At 38.8% G+C, this 17,277-nt stretch carries 14 protein-coding genes and 1 pseudogene; 8 read left to right on the top strand and 7 right to left on the bottom strand.

The genetic code is table 11. The features are described 5' to 3' along the window. Positions 1-234: 234 nt before the first annotated feature. Entirely contained in the window at positions 235-2,547 is a 2,313-nt protein-coding gene (locus ACSLUH_RS00410) for a S8 family serine peptidase (RefSeq protein WP_448563437.1), read from the top strand. Positions 2,548-2,554: 7 nt separating this feature from the next. Beyond that, positions 2,555-3,097: a serine protease external chaperone gene (locus ACSLUH_RS00405; RefSeq protein WP_448563435.1), complete on the top strand. Its 543-nt coding sequence runs from the start codon at positions 2,555-2,557 to the stop codon at positions 3,095-3,097. Between the two features lie 263 nt (positions 3,098-3,360). On the opposite strand, the pseudogene ACSLUH_RS00400 reads toward ACSLUH_RS00405, so the two are convergent. From ACSLUH_RS00400 to ACSLUH_RS00385, 4 genes and pseudogenes are all read right to left on the bottom strand, one after another. Then, a pseudogene (locus tag ACSLUH_RS00400) lies at positions 3,361-3,501 on the bottom strand (transposase); the annotation flags it as partial. Positions 3,502-3,974: 473 nt separating this feature from the next. Continuing rightward, positions 3,975-6,656: an aminopeptidase N gene (pepN, locus tag ACSLUH_RS00395; RefSeq protein ID WP_448563433.1), complete on the bottom strand. Its 2,682-nt coding sequence runs from the start codon at positions 6,654-6,656 to the stop codon at positions 3,975-3,977. A 416-nt stretch (positions 6,657-7,072) separates the two neighbouring features. Beyond that, a complete protein-coding gene (locus tag ACSLUH_RS00390) occupies positions 7,073-7,408 on the bottom strand; it encodes a hypothetical protein (protein WP_448563431.1) in 336 nt (111 codons plus the stop codon). 94 nt (positions 7,409-7,502) lie between these two features. Further along, on the bottom strand, positions 7,503-7,802 hold the full coding sequence (locus ACSLUH_RS00385; protein ID WP_448563429.1) for an EF-hand domain-containing protein: 300 nt from the start codon (positions 7,800-7,802) through the stop codon (positions 7,503-7,505). Positions 7,803-8,154: 352 nt separating this feature from the next. Between ACSLUH_RS00385 and ACSLUH_RS00380 the strand changes: the two genes are divergently transcribed. The 6 genes from ACSLUH_RS00380 (at position 8,155) to ACSLUH_RS00355 (ending at position 15,867) form a co-directional block, all read left to right on the top strand. After that, positions 8,155-9,642, top strand: coding sequence for a HAMP domain-containing sensor histidine kinase (locus tag ACSLUH_RS00380; RefSeq protein ID WP_448563427.1), 1,488 nt, complete (start codon positions 8,155-8,157; stop codon positions 9,640-9,642). Then, entirely contained in the window at positions 9,639-10,193 is a 555-nt protein-coding gene (locus ACSLUH_RS00375) for a hypothetical protein (protein WP_448563425.1), read from the top strand. Before ACSLUH_RS00380 ends, ACSLUH_RS00375 begins: the two co-directional genes overlap by 4 nt. After that, positions 10,193-11,569 carry a sigma 54-interacting transcriptional regulator gene (locus ACSLUH_RS00370; protein WP_448563423.1) on the top strand — a complete coding sequence of 459 codons (1,377 nt, stop codon included), beginning with the start codon at positions 10,193-10,195 and terminating at the stop codon, positions 11,567-11,569. Before ACSLUH_RS00375 ends, ACSLUH_RS00370 begins: the two co-directional genes overlap by 1 nt. A gap of 305 nt (positions 11,570-11,874) precedes the next feature. Further along, positions 11,875-12,720 (top strand): collagenase, encoded by an 846-nt coding sequence (locus ACSLUH_RS00365; protein ID WP_448563421.1) that lies wholly within the window; start codon positions 11,875-11,877, stop codon positions 12,718-12,720. Between the two features lie 155 nt (positions 12,721-12,875). Next, complete coding sequence (locus ACSLUH_RS00360; protein ID WP_448563419.1) at positions 12,876-13,613, top strand: hypothetical protein; 738 nt, start codon at positions 12,876-12,878, stop codon at positions 13,611-13,613. 601 nt (positions 13,614-14,214) lie between these two features. Next, positions 14,215-15,867, top strand: a complete 1,653-nt coding sequence (locus ACSLUH_RS00355; RefSeq protein WP_448563417.1) for a M10 family metallopeptidase C-terminal domain-containing protein — start codon at positions 14,215-14,217, stop codon at positions 15,865-15,867. A 125-nt stretch (positions 15,868-15,992) separates the two neighbouring features. Here ACSLUH_RS00355 and ACSLUH_RS00350 read toward each other — a convergent pair whose 3' ends face one another. From ACSLUH_RS00350 to ACSLUH_RS00340, 3 genes are read right to left on the bottom strand one after another with little or no spacing between them, the layout of a single operon-like run. Next, a complete protein-coding gene (locus ACSLUH_RS00350; protein ID WP_448563415.1) occupies positions 15,993-16,322 on the bottom strand; it encodes a hypothetical protein in 330 nt (109 codons plus the stop codon). 57 nt (positions 16,323-16,379) lie between these two features. Further along, positions 16,380-16,829 (bottom strand): GNAT family N-acetyltransferase, encoded by a 450-nt coding sequence (locus tag ACSLUH_RS00345; protein ID WP_448563413.1) that lies wholly within the window; start codon positions 16,827-16,829, stop codon positions 16,380-16,382. A gap of 54 nt (positions 16,830-16,883) precedes the next feature. Beyond that, on the bottom strand, positions 16,884-17,267 hold the full coding sequence (locus tag ACSLUH_RS00340; RefSeq protein WP_448563411.1) for a Clp protease/crotonase-like domain-containing protein: 384 nt from the start codon (positions 17,265-17,267) through the stop codon (positions 16,884-16,886). Between the last annotated feature and the right edge of the window lie 10 nt (positions 17,268-17,277).

Here is a 17,277-nt window from a genome sequence, read left to right as displayed (position 1 = left end):
TACAATTAAAAAGGGTTTACTCACGCTAATGTATTGACAGTGCATAGCCTTTGGTTCTACTCTACTAATGGTAATCACTTTAGCCATATCCCTTATAAATACTGACCAAGCCCCATTCCACCTCTCGACTTAAAAAATAATGTTACAGAGAAATAAAACTTTTGTGAACGCAGTGTTGTATCCCACATAGGTTTCGGTTATATTTTTTGTTTAAAATAATAATTAAGGAAACTTATGAAAAATAATAATCTGAAATTATCAGTGTTATCTACAGCTATCATGCTTACCCTAGCAGGCTGTGGCGGGAGTGACACTAAACCTAGATCTCCAATTAAAGTAGATAAAGCACCACAAGCTAGCAATATGACAATCACTGGCGCTCAACAATGGACCCCTACAACAGGCCAATTGGCTGCAAGCGATGCTGACAATGACAGCATTTCTATTGCGTTCTTCGAAGGTGGTGAAGAGGTTATCGAAGATAATGGGGTTTATACGTTCAGTCACGGTACACTAGAACTTACTAGTGACTTGGAGTATAGCTATGTTTCTTTCACTGGTGAAGCCGCTACCATTGAATATACCGCAACGGCAAACGGTAAATCTGCCTCTGCAACGATCAGCATTTCAGAAGTTTCTGGTGATCCTCTAGCTTATCAGCAATGGCACCTAAGAAATTCAGGCCAAAAAGCTTATGCCTTAAGCGACGAAATGAAAGCTGGCCTTATTGAACTTTACATTAATGAAGGTGACAGTGAAGAAGACGCAACAACCAAAGTAGAAGAGTGGTTTGCGGAAGAAGAAGCTAAACTTATCGCTGGTGAAGATATTAATGTTCTAGGCGCATATGCTCAAGGGGTAACTGGTGAGGGGGTAACGGCAGTTGTTGTTGACACTGGTTTAGAACTCGCGCATGAAGACTTAGAGCCAAATGTATTACCAAACCGCTCTTTAAACTTAAATGAGGGTGCTATTTATAAAACAGACCCAACGTCTACATCAAATTCTGGTGACCACGGTACGAGTGTTGCAGGTTTGATTGCGGCAAAAGCAGGAAATGGCTTAGGTGGTCAAGGTGTTGCGCCAGACGCGAGCCTTATCGGTATGAACTACTTAGGTAGTGGTAAAGTGTCGCAAACAGAATTTTTAATTCACGGCTTCCCTGGGAGCGGTATTAGTAAAAGTGAAAATGTTGGTGTATTCAACCGCAGTTATGGTTTGGGGTGGCCAACACACTTTAGTTATTCAGAACTTGATGAAGCCATTGAGTCTTACCCTAACCTTCAACTTCGTAACGGCAAAGGTGCTGTTTCAATGAAGTCAAGCGGTAACTCATTCGAATATGACGGCAATGAAGGATCGCTATGTGCAGAAAATGGTGCTCAAGATCTAGGCTTAACTTGTTACAATGCGTCATTCGAGCCTAGCCAAGTGCACCCTTATTATTTAAGTGTTGCAGCGGTAAATACTGACGGTAAACACACTAGCTACTCTGCAGCTGGCGCCAACGTTTTTGTCTCAGCACCATCTGGTGAATTTGGTCGTTGGGCACCAGCGATGGTTACTACTGATCAAATGACTTGTTTAAGCGGTTACTCAGGTTTCAACGGTAGTACTGTAGCGTTATGGGAACTAATCTATGGTACAGACTTTGCTAAATCTCAATACCCATTTGATTATCCAGGCCACGAAGAAAATTTAAGCTGTAACTACACATCTACGTTTAACGGTACTTCTTCAGCTGCGCCAAACGCATCTGGTGTTGTAGCACTAATTCTAGCAGCTAACCCTTCATTAACTTGGCGTGATGTTCGTCATATCTTAGCATCAACCAGTACAATGAACGATCCAGAAAATGAAGCTATTAGCTATAAAATTGGCGACGTTGACTTTATTGCCCACCAAGGGTGGATAGAAAATGCTGCTGGTTTCCACTTCAATAATTTATATGGCTTTGGTCGTGTAAATGCTGGTGAAGCAGTTGCTATGGCTAAGTCTTATGACAAAGATTTAGGCGAACAAGTAATCACTGATTGGATTGGAGCAGGCTCTGCGGTTGATGAAGATGCTATGACTAGCGAAATCCCAGATAATAGCGCTACAGGCTTAACTTATAAAGTTACTGTAACTGACGATTTAGCATTAGAGGCAATGCAATTTAAGTTCGATATCAGCAACGCAGAAATGTGGTATGGTGATCATAATGGTTACCAAACTACGGCAGGTATGGACTTAGCGATTGAAGTAACCTCTCCTTCTGGAACTAAGAGCGTTCTTTTGTCAGGTAAACAAGCCATCACCTATCCGGCATACTCATTTGAAAATGGTGAACAGCCGGGCTATATTCTTAAAGACGGTGTATTTTTATCTAACGCCTTCTACGGCGAGTCTAGCCAAGGTGAGTGGACATTTAGGATACTAGATACTTCAGCTGAGACCTTTGAAACCGAAAATGGTGGTGGAATGGGTTACCTAGGTTATAAAAACAATGCGGCTGCAAGTATCTTAGAAGGTATCGCAGTTAGAGCATACGGTCATGAGAAGTAGGAGAAAAATGATGAAATTTAATAAATTAACAGCGATAACGGCAAGTGTATTATTAACTACATCAGTTTTTGCTCACGCTAATCTAGATAAAGATTTACGCTTAGAAAAACCAGTAAATAAAGTGACAAAGTATAAGTATGAAAAAGCAGACTTTGGCTCTTATGTTGTCCAGAGAGATTTGGCTTATGTATCAGCGTCAGTAGCAGATACAGATAGCGTAATCTCTACAAATGGTAATATGGCCGTAGTTAAAGCTAATACACCTGTTGAATATATTGGGAAAGGTACCTTAGTAAGAAATACTTTTACCAATAAAATATCACCTTTATCGGGTAATATTTCAGTATTGCTTAAACCAGGTGTTACAGCACATGACGTTAGTGCCGCAACAGGTTTAGAAGTTGTTTCTGCTTATGCTGACACTCAAATCGCTGTACTTAAAGTAACTGGCAAGCAAGATTTAGTTGAAGCACGTAATCAATTAAAAGCTTCTGGTTTGGTAAAGGTCGCTAAAATTGAAGTATTAGAGATCTTGCATAAAGCACAATAATGCTCCAAATGGAACTAAAAAGTGCATCTAAATGATGCTCTTCAGATTACAGACAAACCCCGTCATTTTTGCGGGGTTTGTTTTTATGAGTAGCAGTAGGCAACGATCGGGATATTTTTCTAGCAGAGTCGTTTTCTACTCTATTTCGTTTTAGGAGCTTTTTGGCGCTTATCTGCTCTGATTAGCGTGTTAATTTCTCGAATTTTAGTTTTACAGGGGCATCCTTTACAGACTCCCCCTATCTGGGGAATACTTGATAGCGTCATTGCTATCTTCTTCATATTTTGTGCTGTCGCAACCATATATGCCTTAATTTGAAAATTATTTCTACCTCGGTATCTTACATATCGGTGACCATGGCGTTGTTTTGCATCGGCAAATCTTCTTTCAACGGTTTCGCATCGTTATTTGTATAGCTGTTTGTCAAGGCCCGCTATACCAACGAGTTTAAATAACTGGTCGGCGGACAAACATCCTCAATGCAGTAGATGCCTTATACTTCATCTCGAATAAACTCAACGCCAATATACTTGTTTAGTTTGCAAACTAGATGATTAGCTAGCATTCACATGTCTAGGCTAATCAATTCTAGCTCGTATTGGTGTGGGGAAGGCTCTCTTAACATGGCTTATCTTGGTAATTGTCCATGTTTTAATGAGCTCAAAGTCCTAGGGTCTGTTGACCTTTGTTTATCTTTTCTGCGAAAGGCTATTTTTGATAATAGCAAAGCATCATGAGCGATGTTTGGTTATTCCAAATGAGCAAGTGCTAATGTCGTTAGTATTAAAAATAGTCATTGCCCCTTTGGTTAAGATCTCGGGGCTAAGGCTAAAACCGCTACAAAAAAATAGCGGTTTTTTCGTTCTACTTATCGGTATTACTTAATGGTCATCTTATCTTTAATCATTAAACAGCGCTTATCGTTCTGATGAGTCACTAACAAAGCTCTGCGAGTTCCCGAAGACAAGTCAGTATAATCTGCGATTGCTTTTTCTAAACGAGCGACACTCTTAGCTGAACATGTTGCAGGGATCATTGAACCCGCGTAGGTGCGCATAAAGACATGATCATGGGCTTTATCAACTTCAGGTAACATGGCCAATCGACTATCTGCGGTTAACTCATCAAGTTCTCCTTGCTCTGAAAGATACATAGAGCCCATCGCTGAGCGCAATTTAGCATATGGCATTGCATTTTCTGTCGCATGAATATTGGCTAACCACTCTGCTTTAATTTCTGCGTCCGGGCGGCTAACTAGAGCCGATATCGCTGATTTTATTCCAGTATCTGAGTTATCACGCTGTTTTTCAGCCGTTAATAATTCATCAGCTTTCGGATGCTGATAACGGTTTAAATGGCTAACAATATTCCAACGTTGATCTTGATTGACAACTAGATTTTCAACAACTTGCTTGCCTTCCAAAATCGCCAATAAGTTATCGAGCCCTTGCTCAGAAACTGCAAATGAGCGGTAATAACCAAACCAACGACGTAATTTGTTTTTATCGTCAACATTTGCCAAGGTGTTTTCCCAAGTCATCTTCTCTAAACGTTGACCAACTTCTTTAACGTACGGATGAGACACCCCATAAAAAGTTTTCAAATAACCAAAGCTTTGTGCCAATTGAGATAAGGCTTGTCCCAAAATGGTGTAATCGGTTTCCAAAGGTGCATTAATAATGGCGGTGTCGATAAAATCATTTAATGGTAACTGACCTTCTCTGACACTATCCCATAATGCTTGCCATAACATGGAGCGCAATAATGGATCGCTGACGGTACTTAAATTACTTTGGGCAGTCTCAAAAGAGGTTTTATCTAAATTGACTTTAACAAAGCCCCAATCCTCATAGTTGGGATAAACTAGATCCGGACAGTCCTTCCCTATTAAATCTTCAACAGAAGTTGAATTACCTTGATAAGCTACGCCAACTTTATCAGACAACTCAACCTTGCCATCTTTCACGTTAAACAAACCTATTTGTACAAATTGCTCACGCAAGGTTGGGTAATTTTCATCTGCTGATTGCAACAAATCAAATTGACTTATTTTTCCATCACTACAACTAAAGTTTGCTTGTATGGTGTTTACCCCTGCTTTGTATAACCATTCTTGTTTCCATGTATCGAGATTTTTACCTGATGCACTAGCAAGGGCGTCTATAAAATCATCTAACTCTGCATTTTGGTAGGCATTTTTAGCTAAGTAATTGTGAATACCTCGTCTAAAGATTTCCTCACCTAGCATATGACGTAGTTGCTTAAGTACAGAAGCGCCTTTTTGATAGGTAATCGCATCAATGTTATCAAATGCATTAGCTGACGAAGGCACAGGGACTTCAATCGGATGAGTCGTTATTTGTTGATCTTGGCGATAAGCAGCTTGTTTACCATAAGCATAAAATGAACGCCATGCATCTTTAAATTCTGTTGCTTCTGCTGTGGCAAATGTCGCCATAAATGCAGCAAAACTCTCATTTAACCACAAGCCATTCCACCACTTCATCGTCACCAAATTACCAAACCATTGATGTGCCATTTCATGCATAATCACTTGCGCTAAATATTGCTTTTGGCTTTTACTCATTTCACCATTGGTTAAGAACCCCCCTTCACCAAAGGTGATCGCTGCTGCATTTTCCATCGCACCGTAGATAAAGTCAGGTACTATCACTTGGTCATACTTTCTAAATGGATAGTCGATACCATAATAATCTTCAAAAAACTTTAAGCCCTGATGGGTATATGTAAACCAGTCACTTGGAATAACTTGATCTTTCACCGACTGGCGAGCAAATAAACGCAATGGATATTTGCCAGAGTTATCTTCAAATTTATGGTAAGGACCCGCATGTAACGAAAAGTTATAGGGACTTAATTTTAACGTAGTATCAAACTGCCAAACTTTTTTGTCACCATCTAGACGAGCCGATGTCTCTTTCATCGCAGTAAATACCTGCCAATCTTTCGGGGCAGATACCGTCATCTCAAAATTCGCTTTAAGATCCGGCTGATCAAACAAAGCAAACATTTGATGTGCAGCTGCAGGCTGAAAGTGAGAATATAAATAAACGAGGCCGTCGCTAGGATCGGTAAAGCGGTGTAAACCTTCGCCATCCGTACTATGTAAACGATTAAAACTCACTTCAACTTTATTACGGCCTTTGATTAAATGAGCCGCAGGCAAGCTGATAAACCAGTTATTGTAATCAGGTTCAATTTGCTTACCATTGATAGTTAACTTAGTAATGTTAGCTTCATTAAGATCTAAGGTTAATGGATGGTCAGCATCGTTGAGATCAAAAATAACTGTTGATGTTGAAGAAAAGCTATCCCCACCAGTCAAATCAAAGGTTAATTGATAATCAACATTCGATACACGTGCAGAGCGTTTCATCGCTTGCTCTTCACTTAAGTAGGCATCTTGAGCTCTAGGAACAAATGTTGACGCTTTTATTGATGATGACGCGGTTTGCGTTGCATTATTTGCTTGTTCATCATTACCACAGCCCCCTAGAGTGAGCGCTGATGCGATGAGCAAAGAGATTGATTTTTTCACGAGATCTTCCTTTAGTAAGCACATTGCAAGGTCATCCCAATTAGCCGATGACGATGTACTTATTTTAATTATTGTTATAGGGGGATCGAACCTAACAACTTCCAGCAGGTTGTCAGCCAAATCATGACGTTATAAGATCTGGTGACCTTATTTAGCTCGATACCGTCTGAACCTTTAAAATAGGATAAAGGTTTATTGTTCAAGCATTCCACTATAAGGGATTTATTATCGAAGTTAAAGCAGTTGAAAGCACTTAAGCCATTGGTTTAAAACAAGCTGGGAATGATTTGCAAAAAAACAGGAAACATTGATAGCAATTAACCATTCATCGCAAAATTTAGTGATTTAGTCTTAGTTACTTAGGCTATTTTACACAAAGCGTTACAACTCTCTTTAGGCCGCAGAGATGCCAATCGTTAATTAACTAATTGCAATAACAGTGCTGAGCTTTTTTCTTTTAAGTTAACCACTTCGGTGATCAATTTATCCTGCTTGAAACGATCAAAACTCGCATTAGCAACACCAAGAGAGCGACAAAAATCCATAACGGTATCAAAATCTTTTCGTGTAAAACGATGATTTTCTTTAGTCATTAAACCATCGATATAGGCATTATCACCATTAATGGTAATTTGACTAATAGCTTGATAGGGTTGACCATATTCCTTTACTTTTAAGGCTCTTACCGCCTTAACTTCAAAAATCCAATTATCCATTTGAATATATCTGGGCATTGAAGAAGTTTTTTGCATCAGTTTCCCTTAAAAAAAAGCCAGTTACAAGGTTAGGGAATAACTGACTGTGAACAGAGAGTGAACAACGGTTGACGTTGGTAGTTTTATGGTTTTATTGTGTTTTTAGTGTATTTGAAAAAGCTTTTAGTTCTTGTTCATTCAAGCCCGCATCAGCATTAGTATCAATTGAATCAAAACGTTTGATCAACAATTCATCTTTGCTAACCGCAACCTCAGCTTTGCTCAATAAGCCGTTATTATCTTTGTCAAACTTTGCTAATAACTCAGAGAACTCAACTTGGGTAGTTTCAATGGTTTTTACAACATCATTGGCTTGCTCATTGGCACTGACATAGAAAGCAGCAATAGAACTCGTTACAACAAATAAGCTAACACTTTTTAAACTAATCATTATTTTTCCTCTTTTATTAATGGGACTCAATTGAAGTTAAATATTCTGAGACCAACTTAGTCGATTGAGACATTGCACAGGACGTGCCAAATCATAAAACATTGATTTATAATAATTAATTTATTTTTGAGGTGTCCTAACTGTCGTCAATTAACAACAGCTAAGAAAAATAAAAAATCATATTAGACGAGGCTTAGGTTAACATGATGATTATTTCATTTATTTTCATATAGTTAGAAAACATCACAACAAAACAGCCCACTGTCGCCAATAGGCGACAGTGTTGTATTTGTGATAGAGTTACTCTACAAATGCACCCACTAAGCGTATCAAAGCGAAGGGACTTATCTAGGTGTTACATTTTTATCAACGACTTAATTGGTCAATAAAGCGCATTACCTTACTGGGGTTTACTTTAGTCGTTATGCCGTTAATTCTTTCGATGATCATGAGCGCTCATCAAATTAACACCTTATCAAAACAAGGTACTGATGCAATTTTTAATGTCGCGAGCATTTTAGATAGTAGCCGAGCAGTGAGTCGCTCACTCGCTCGCACTGAACGTTTCGCTAGTCAATATATTGTTTTGCAATCACCCGATGTCTATCAACAGTTTCAGTCTCAGTATTTACTGTTGAACAACCATTTAACACATGATTTTAAAGCAATAGAAGATCCAATCTTTAATGATACGCGCGCTCAGTTAATTAGCGGCTTAGCTTCTTTTAATCAACAATTAAGCGTAACCGAAAACAAACAGATATCACTCGACAATGCTCAACAACAGTTTGCCCAATTAACCAAGCTTAGTCAGCACCTCGCAGAGCGAGCGGATTTGCTTATTGGAGAACAAGCTAAATTAGTTAATCAATCGGCGGAAAAAATCAAAGGTACTTTACTCAATAGCTTAGTCGTTATTCCGTTCGTTCTGATTTTAGCAGCAATATTTACCATATTGATCACGCGGCCGTTAAAACAATTAACTCGCCAGATTAATCAATTAGAGAAAGGTCGTTTTGAACAGCATATTCGAGCTAAAGGCTCATTAGAAGTTGTCGAAATCGCGAATGCTTTAGAATTGATGCGAGCGAGGTTGCAAGCTCTCGAATTGCAAAAGTCGAGCTTTATTCGACATATCTCTCATGAGTTAAAGACGCCTTTAGCGGCAATACGAGAAGGCACTGAGTTAATCTACGATCATAGTGTTGGCAAACTTAACAGTGAGCAACAAGAAATTACTGAAATCATTCGACTAAATGTGACTCGCTTACAGCAATTAATTGAGGATTTGCTTAACTTCAATATTGTTTTAGATTCAACAAGCCTACAAGATAGGGAAACGATTAATATTGAGGAAGAGATTGATAAGGCAATTGACCTACGCAAGCTCGACTTCAAGGTTAAAAATATCGAGATAATTCGTTTAAGCTCACCTATTAAGTTTGCATGTAATCGCAAACAACTGAGTGTCATTCTCGATAACTTGCTATCTAATGCCATTAAGTTTTCACCTAAGGACGGAAAAATTACCATTGATGTCTCGAGTGAGCATCACCGTCTCAATATTGCCATTGAAGATCAAGGTCCTGGTATACAAGAATCAGATCGACAGAAAATATTTGAAGCCTTTTACCAAGGGAACGATTTTAAGCAAGACAAAATTAAAAGTAGTGGTTTGGGACTAACGATAGTTAAAGAGTTACTGCTGCGATTAAATGGAACAATTAACGTTGTCAGCCAAACGAGCGCACCAACTATGACCCGTTTTTGCGTGTCTCTACCGCTTATTCTAACATCAGAAGCCAAGTTTTCTGACCTAACAAAAGAACAAATAGCATGACGAATAAACAGATAACATATCAGTATAGGTTAATTTTATTACTCGTTTGCAGCGCTTTCGTCACTGGATGCCAGCTAACCTATAATGAATCCAATTATTCACAATATGGTAGTTATTATCTATGGATAAAAAGCTTAGCGCAGCCTGAATTACTTGAAGAAATAAAAACACAACAACAGCTTGAACAGCAAGGTATCACTGGAGCTGAGTTTAATTTGTTGCTGTTGCACAGTTTACCGCAATCACCAATTCACAACCCATACACAGCGAAATCAACACTTAATCGAGCGTCATTGATTGAGCAAGCAAAGAATCGTTTTAATGTCGAAGATTATGCCTTTATCGTCATGTTAAAAGATCAACTCAATCAACAGTTGCTCTTGCTCAACAAGCTTATCGACAGAGAGAATCTCGTTAAAGAGAGCTCTATGCAACTTATCCAACAGCAGCAAAACTTAGAAAAATTAGAACAAAAATCTTTGAAACTACAACAACAAATAGAACAATTAAAAGCCATCGAACAATCCATTAATGAACGAGGAGGTGCATAATGAATACAGATAATATGATCAGTGGCGAAAAAGTCCTCGTTGTTGATGACGACCCAAGCCTTTTAAGATTACTTAGCATCCGACTCAAAGCAGCAGGTTATGATGTAGAAACGGCTGAAAATGCTAAACATGCATTAGGCATATTACAAAGCTTTCAACCCCATTGTGTGATTAGTGATTTGAGAATGACTGGCATGGATGGTATGGCACTGTTCGATAAAATTCGCGAGCGTTATAAAAATTTACCCGTCATTATTATGACTGCACACGGCACTATTCCTGATGCCATTAATGCAACCAAGCAAGGTGTGTTTAGTTTCCTAACAAAACCGTTTGAAAGTCAGGAGCTACTTGATACGGTAAAGCAAGCGATTCGGTTGCAACCTATCGCTAATCAAACCCAGCGCCAACCCTTAGATAGTAAATGGCGAGAAAACATCATTAGCCGCAGTACTTTGATGGAAGCGCTTTTAACGCAAACCTATCAAGTCGCAAAGAGTGATTTTAGCTTGCTGATCCATAGTGAGAGCGGAACGGGTAAAGAATTACTTGCCCAAGCAATCCATAAAGCGAGTAAAAGAGCCAATAACCCTTTTACTGCAATTAACTGCGCTGCGATTCCTGAACAACTGTTAGAGTCGGAATTATTTGGTCATAAAAAAGGGGCGTTTACGGGAGCCCAAAGTGATCATATTGGCCTATTCGAAGCAACTGATGGTGGTACGCTATTTTTAGATGAAATAGGCGATATGCCATTAAACTTTCAAGTAAAGTTGCTTCGAGCTTTACAGGAAAAGGAAGTTCGCCCTGTCGGCAGCACGCGTTCAGTAAAAGTCGACGTGCGTATTGTGGCCGCCACACACAAAAACCTTCAACATGCGATAAAAAACCAGAAGTTTCGAGAAGATCTCTATTATCGTCTCAATGTCGTAGAATTGGTCTTGCCCCCTCTTTCTGAACGAAGAGAAGATATTCCTTTACTCGTCCAACATTTTTTGGCGCAAGCTGCTAAGCATAGCGCAACGTCAATAAATGGCTTTACCCAAGAAGCTATGGAATTATTAATTTCAGCGCCTTGGCCAGGAAATATTCGCCAATTACAAAATGTGATTGAACAAAGTGTTGCATTAAGTACTGAATCTCTTATCGGAGAATCCTTAGTAAGACACGCCTTAAAAGGTCAACCATCTCAGCACCCCTCTTTCCAAGAAGCGCGCGATCAATTTGAACGTGATTATTTAGCGACCATTTTAAAAACAACGGCAGGCAATGTTTCTATGGCGGCAAAAATAGCCCAGCGAAACAGAACGGAATTTTATAAATTACTCAATAAGCATCACCTCGCCGCAGAAGCATTTCGCGAAGACCCAAATTAACACCACGATAACATTACAGATACTTATAAATTACAATCAAAATACAAACGTAAAAAAACCTTCAAATTTTTTCATCTTTTTTAGAGCAATTACTTAAAAAAATTTTCTTTAAAATACAAATTACTATGTAACATCTAAAGGCTTCCGCGCTACACCTCTACCAAACACAATTCAATATATTGTATACAAAATATTGTAAAAAAATATTTTATGTGCATTAATTAAACAAGATCGCTAACAAAGAGTAGCGACAGATAACAATAATAACTGGTAATAAAATACAAAAAGTTTATAGAGGAATAACTATGTTTTCGAAGAATTTACTCGCTTTAGCCTGCATTGCTGCAGTCGCTGCGCCTATCGCGATTGGTAACGCAAAAGGTAAACCAACCCCTGATCGTATCTTGCCATACAAGCATACCTGTAGTTCAACACTGAAATTCCAAGCACAGGATATGACAGGCCAGCAGTTTTCTGATTCATGTCAAATCTTAGGTGTTCAAGAGTCTTACTTTCACAATAAGCTGTCCACTAACTATCAACCAATCGTCAACGATGTTAACGACGATCTGTTGATGGTGATTTTTGACGACTATCGTAACTACAATCGTTATGGCTCGCGTTTATTTGGTATTAATACCAATAATGGCGGTATGTACATTGAAGGAAATGCGGAAGATCCAAACAACCAAGCGACGTTTTATGCGCACGAAGCCGATTGGGAACGCCCCGATTTTGTTATTTGGAACTTAGAGCATGAGTATGTTCACTACCTTGATGGTCGTTTCGATTTAAAAGGTAACTTTTCAGACTACCCACAATCTACGGTATTTTGGAGCGAAGGTTTAGCTGAATATATCGCTTTAAAAGATAACAACAATGAAGCTAAAGCACTCATTAGCACTAACGGTGGTAACCGCACATTAAGCCAAGTATTCGCAACGAATTATAGTAACTCTAGTGATGAAATCTATCGTTGGGGCTATTTAGGGGTTCGCTTTTTATTCGAAAACAATATTAACGATATTGCGACCATCAGAAGTTTAACAACCACCGGTGACTGGTCTGGTTATCAAAACGAACTTAATGCAATGGCAGCACAATATGAAACACAGTGGCAAAACTGGTTAATCTCACTCAAAAACAGTTAGCATTATCCAATCCTAAGTTTCATTTTTCACTGACAAGGATGTCATTGTTTTCATAGAGGTTCTTTATGTTTCGTTCCGCTATCTTGTCAATATTCTGGTTACTAGCTTCTTCTTTTACAACGAGCGCTAGTGAGCTCATTATCCAGCTCACAAAAATGAGTAATCAATTAGAACAGTACCACTTTAGTCAAAATAATCGTTATCATAATGAACTTAACAATACCGATGTCACCTATGTTAATGGCATAGGCGCTATTTTTAGCTTCGACTACCGTCAGCCACTTCAGTTATGGCAAGCAAACCAACCTGCAACCGTAGTTGAAAAACAGCCTCTCACCCCAGAACTCAACAATGAAAAAGTAAAGCAACAATTTAACGCTTTACGTGTGCAAGCCAAAAACCTCTCTCATCAAGCGTTTTCAACTGAACGAAAAATTAAATCGATAAAAAAGTCACTTAAGCAGCTTTCAGGTGAACAACGCATTAAACGAGAAGAACAAATTGCCCTGTTAGAAAAAGAACTGTTACTAATTGAAAACGAAAAACGTTTGCTAAAACCGAAATATGATCATGCGCAAGCTTTAGCCGAAAAGGCTAAAACTACGACTCTACCGAACGAAGCACTAGCAATGACAAATAACTACATTGAGGATATCGAAAGCTTTATTGTTAACAAGTTATGCGACGCTAGTGACTTAGCAAGCCTACTCAAATTAGATGACAAAATAGTATTTATCCTAAAAGGTGCAGGGCAAGAGCAAACACTTAATGAAGGTTTTACCCACTTTCAGGATATTAACCTCACCATAAGTTTAAAGAGTGTTCTTGCATGCCAGCAAGATGAAATATCAATTAGCGAACTAATAAACTCAGTAACGACGGATTATTTTTAATCCTGTCCTAGGGTTTGTTGACCCTCAGTAAAGCGCATTATTTTACCTATACGAAAAGTGCTTTCATAATCCAGAAAGCACTTATCAGCCATTTGTATTACTTGACAGCGTTAGTTAGGCACATTCATTCACTCACCCAAGGCATGAAGTAATAATAAACTGTAAGAAAACCTAACACTTCTGCATCTCCCCCCGTTACTTTTCGAATGTTTTTTGTCTAAAAGCACCGTTTAAAGAGGTAAATCACTTAAAGCCATATTTTTACAAAAGTACAACATAATCAAGAGACTACAGATACCCCCTCACCCCCCTTCACTATGTAACTTATTGATTTTAATTAACAATAACCACAACCTTTGCATAGATACTTATAAAACAAGCTAAGTTCATGTTTTTAAAAATCAATTGTTATTAATTGTCAAAATTCTTTACAAACATGGTTAATAGATTGTATTGTTTTTGCACAAGCGTATGAAGAATATATAAAAAACTTTCTGGTATTAATATTGCTCTATACGCCACGTTGCCTTCTTGGAGTCACTTTAATGTGGCATCAAGAATTAAAAAATCTAATAAGTTCTATAAAAAAGAGAAGTAAAACATGATTGGACACAAAATAAATAAAACAACACTTGCTTTATGCATTACCTTGGGAGCGACATTAACATCTACAGCTGCAATGGCTGATGTACAAGATAAAAGCGCTGACGCTTTAATTGTACCGAATGATATGAGTTTAGACCCTTATGCAGGTTATAACTTTGCCAATAAACCAATTGCTGACTTACCACAAGTAATCAATCAAATTTGGACTGGCTATGTTAACTCAGCAAATGGTGGTGTGGTTACCTATAACTTCCCAAAAGGTAAGCACTTAACCGGCCTTTACAATAATCCCAAATATGGATTTACTGCAGGTGAAGGGTTAAATGGCTTTTCTGAAATGCAAAAAGAAAGTGCGCGTAAAAGTATCCAATTATGGGATGATATAATCGCACCTCGTTTTATTGAACGAGGCAATCAGGGTGCAGATATTCAATTAGTCAACAGTGACGATCCAGGTCAAGCCTATGCGTATTATCCAGAGTTCGGCTTCACTAATGCCAAAGGCTGGAAGTTTTTTGGCGACGTTTTTGTTGCCTCTCCAGATTTAAACTGGACTAACAATTGGCTAACTTTTGGCGGTTACGGTGTCACTACCGTTATCCATGAAGTCGGACATTCTTTAGGGTTTAGTCACCCTGGCAATTATAATGGTTCAGGCGCAGTTGATTATGTAACCCAAGCTGATTACGCACAAGACAGTAAACAATACTCAATTATGTCTTACTGGAGTGAAGAAAACACTTCATGGCAACCATATGGTGGTATTGTTGATTGGTCATCTGCATTTTATAATCAACCACAAACCCCATTAGTGCATGATATTTTGGCGGCGCATGAGGCGTACGGTGCCAACCCAAATACACGTAGTGATGATACGGTTTACGGTTGGAACTCAACCGCAGGAAATGAAGTTTATGATTTTTCTAAAAACTATTTTCCTTGGTTGTCAATTTATGATGCCGGCGGCAACGACACTATTGATATGTCAGGTGCCAATGCCAGTGTCTTTATTGACTTAACCCCAGGTTCTTTCAGTTCAGGGGCTTCTGCGGTACCGAGTGAAGACGTTGTTAATGCTAAAAGACAAACTATTACTACGATGACAGGGCTTGCTTTAGACCCTGTGCCTGCAGGTTGGAGCGCATTTAGAAATGCTCAAGCAACAACGTTACATGAGCCGGTACTAGCAGCTGAAACAGGCGTCAATGGTTTAGGTGTTACTTCACACGATAATTTATCAATTGCCTACGGTACGATCATCGAAAATGCGATTGGTTCAAGCAAGCGTGACTACTTAAAAGGTAACCATGTTGCTAACGTACTAACAGGTAACGGCGGTGATGACGTATTAAACGGATTTGCTGGTGCAGATACCTATGTTGGTGGTGAAGGCGCTGATACATTCGTTTTCTCTAACATCGAAGCTGGTGACATGATCGCCGATTTTGTTAGCGGTGAAGATATGATTGTTTTATCAACCTCAGGTATTGCATTTACCTTTATTAATGGTGCCGAATTTAGCCAAGTAGCAGGTGAATTACGTTACGCAGATGGCATATTAATGGGTGATATTGATGGCAATGGTGTTGCAGATTTGTCTATCGACTTAAATGACGCTGCATTGTCTGGCGCAGACTTAATATTATAATCAACTGATATTGAAGCAAAAAAAAGCCCCGCCCGGGGCTTTTTATATTTTTTACTAACACATTACTTAAATATCTGAACCGAAAAGTAATAAAATATCTAAAATATCAAGCGTCAGTTAAAGGTTTATCGCACCTGCATTAATTCAATCGTAAAGTGAGACTCATCTCCGTTATGGATAAACAACTTGCCATGTCCTGTAAACGGAGTTTCAAATTCAATTTTTCCACGACCACTAATCGGTCTGCTTGCGTCGCTTCCTACCCAAGAAAACTCCATCTCAGGCATTCGATGACTCACTCGTAAGTCTAGCCATCCCTCTACCGCACAAAATGCTAATCGACCTTGATTTTTGTCTTTATAAAACTCAAAACAGCCAAGCTCATTCATATCAACCATATCCTGCGACCACATTTCCATTTCAGTGATACGCCATTTCCCAACGAAATCATGCATAGTTCTATACCTCAAATACTTCAAAATCTGCAATAATCTAATACTGCTTCTGATTATTTAAATCTCAACAGACATCGCAAGTTTTTCGATACCATGCTCTGGTACCCAACGCTTAAACTCTTTAAAACCATGTTTTTGATATAATTCAATCGCAGGTATATTTGCTGTAGCTGTTTCAACCAATGCCGTGCCCTGCTCTATTAGCGAAAAAACATAGCAGATCAGCTTTTGGGCAATACCTTTTCGAAAATGCTTAGGGTCAACGGTCAAGCTATGAATTTCGAGGCGCTGACCTGAGTGCTCCACTTCGATTACCGCTGCTAGTTGGTTTTGCTCAAAGTAGCCATAAAACTCAAAAGGTGATTGCACAATGCTTGCAGCTCTGCGAGAGAGTGGCGGAAAATCACTAACACCGATAAGCTCTGCTTCAATGACATAAGAACGTTGAAATATTTCATCTATCTGCATTGCACAGGATAACTGCGAATGAACTAATCGTCGGATCATGAGTCTCTCTTTGCTTTTATTTTACTTTTAAATCAAAAGGTTACTAAATAAATCTCAGTTAACGTTGAATTTACTTAGCCATGCTTGTGCTTTATCGACAGTAGTAAAGGTTTGATAGTTTAAGCTTTGTTTTGTTGGCACCATTTTACAATCTAGATGCTGAAGCATTGGATTAGGATAAACCGTTGCTTTTGCAATTAAGTTTTGCTGACTAAGCCATTGGTTATATTCTTCAGACACTTGATAAGCAGCAGGCGTTGCTCCCAGCAATTGGCTGTTATCTACCAATACCATAAATGGTTGACCGTTTAGTTGATTAATGGCACTTTTCATCGACGCGACATAGGCCGCAACGCCTTGCTCATTAAAATCACCAAACAAAGTTAGGCAAAAAATACTACCTCTTTGCTCTAACGTATAATTTCCGTGCTTTTCCATTGAAGCTACC

The sequence above is a fragment of the Thalassotalea ganghwensis genome (assembly GCF_053485795.1).
This window is presented reverse-complemented; position numbering and strand designations above follow the sequence as displayed.